Here is a 2,246-nt window from a genome sequence, read left to right as displayed (position 1 = left end):
CTATTTTTCGGGGATCTGATTGCCCTCTGGCAATATCATTCAGCACGCCATAGTCGGCATCATGGTCCATTCGCCAGAAAACCGAAGCACCGGCATCAGCCAGGCGTGGAGAAAACTGGTATCCCAGCAGCCAGAAAAGGCCAAAGACAAGTTCGCTGGCACCTGCTGTATCGGTCATAATTTCGGTTGGATTCAGCCCGGTCTCCTGTTCCAGAAGACCTTCCAGCACAAAGATAGAGTCCCTCAGCGTCCCCGGTATAACGATGCCATGAAAGCCGGAATACTGATCGGACACAAAGTTGTACCAGGTGATCCCTCTGTTATTACCAAAGTATTTGCGGTTCGGTCCGGCATTGATTGTTCTGACTGGCGTAACAAAGCGCATTCCATCTGCAGATGCCACTTCTCCTCCACCCCATATCTGTGCCAGTGGCAGCGTTGCCTGAAAATCAACCAGTCTGGCATTAGCGCTGGTGATAGTTTCAGCCCGCAGATAGTTCGCTTTTGTCCAGTTCAGCCGGTGTCGGGTCAGTGCAGGAACATTTGATCTGATCAGTGGTTCCAGACCGATATTGCAGGCTTCAGCCATCAGCACGGCGCTGATGCTGACGGGCAGATCATCAACTCTGGCACTGGCTTCACTAGCATGGAAAAACTCATCAGCAAATCCGGTATGGGCGTTAATTTCGAGCAGCAACTCCGTTAAATCCACCGGAGGGAGTAGATCACTGATCATTTTGCTCAGTCGTTTCAGACTGTCCGGCTCATCAAGACTGGCGAGGGGAGAAATTGTCAACCGGGGCTTCGGGCCAGAAACATCGAGTTCGACAGCCTCATTTTCGCAAAGACGTGCAGCAACCTGTCTGTAACGACTATCAAGCTGATGACCCAGAGATTTTATTGCTTCCTGCGGGTCTGTCGGGTGCCCCAAAGAACGATAAACCTTAATCCGGTTTGCCTGCCAGTCAGCACCCTGTAGTAATCTTGCACGAGGATCTCCCCACCGGTTACTGCCGGTAACGTAGACATCCCTCCGCCTCAGACTATCCTGCAGTTTACTGAGAAAGCAGAGCGTGTATCCCCTGCGGGTGATATGTTTTTCCTTGTTAATCACCAGCCGTTTCCATGACCGACTGATAATTTCCGTTGGTGCGTCGTCAAAAAACTGCCGCCGTGAGCTGAACTCCCGGCTGAGGTAGTCACAGGCATTCAGAGTGGTAACCCCGGCAGGTGCGGATGAAAATTTAACGGTATTCAGCAGATGGGGCAGGAAACGACGAACGCGCCCGTACTGCTCCACCATTTCTTCATGAAAATTATCGTCTGAGGGCCGGGCAATTTCACGGACAAGCGTGATGATTTCAGCCAGCTTTTGCCTTGGGATGTAGCTGAACACCTCAGCACGAATCGATTCGTCCGGTGTTTCTTCTTTCAGCAGGTACGAACATGCGCTGGCGAGCGCCAATGCAGATTTATCCAGATCCTTCAGCGAGCGGAGCCGTTTTTTCTGCCCAATCTTTCTGGCGTCACGGATGATAACGGCCAGCATGGCGTCCAGAACGTCCAATGCATCATCCAGCGCCAGCGTTTCCCATGCAAGGACAAAGGCAACCAGAACCGCCATCCTTTTCTGCGGTGACATCCTGGCAATATTGAACACCGAAGTCATACCAGCATAACGTGCGAGATTTTTCAGGCGCACAGCCGGGAGTGTACTCAGGTTTTCAGCATGCAGGCCAAAATCGTTCAGAGTTTTCCAGCGTTCAATTGCTTCATTAAACGCCGGACCACTGATGGTCACAGGGCCCTTTTTCAGTGATTCCAGTAAAGACAGGCGGCTGCAATCAGTTGGCCCCAGCAGCATCTCCAGCTGTGAACGCTGTTCGGCTGACGGTATCAGTGCCAGTTTGTTCCACAGGCGCAACGTCGCCTTTTCCCTTACCTCTGAAATCAACCGGGTCAGCGTAGTGGCTCCGGGGAGAATAATACGATGTTGCATAAGCCACCCTGTCGCCAGATCGAAAAGCAGGCCAGGACGTTCGTTGCTTATCCAGCTCCGGGTATATAAAAGACGGGTAAGGCGAAATGTCCAGGGCCAGGCAAATTCACGATACTGATAGTGCTGACGTATCAGCGCTGCATGCTCACGGCGGGTATTTTCCCTCTGACCGTATTCTGCAAGAACGGTGATATCACGAATCCCGAGCTGTCTGGCGGTAAAATGCCGGACGCCGGAAGGAATATGA

Annotated in this window: 1 protein-coding gene; it reads right to left on the bottom strand. The window is 52.1% G+C overall.

Annotation, left to right across the window (positions count from 1 at the left end):
* Positions 1-2,246 (bottom strand): Tn3-like element Tn3 family transposase (locus APU11_RS26210; RefSeq protein ID WP_032491140.1); only part of this gene is annotated, 2,246 nt, incomplete at both ends.

The sequence above is a fragment of the Enterobacter sp. 50793107 genome (assembly GCF_001463365.1).
GTDB lineage: Bacteria > Pseudomonadota > Gammaproteobacteria > Enterobacterales > Enterobacteriaceae > Enterobacter > Enterobacter cloacae.
The sequence above is the reverse complement of the archived record's forward strand: the minus strand, read 5'-3'. Positions and strand labels throughout refer to the sequence as shown.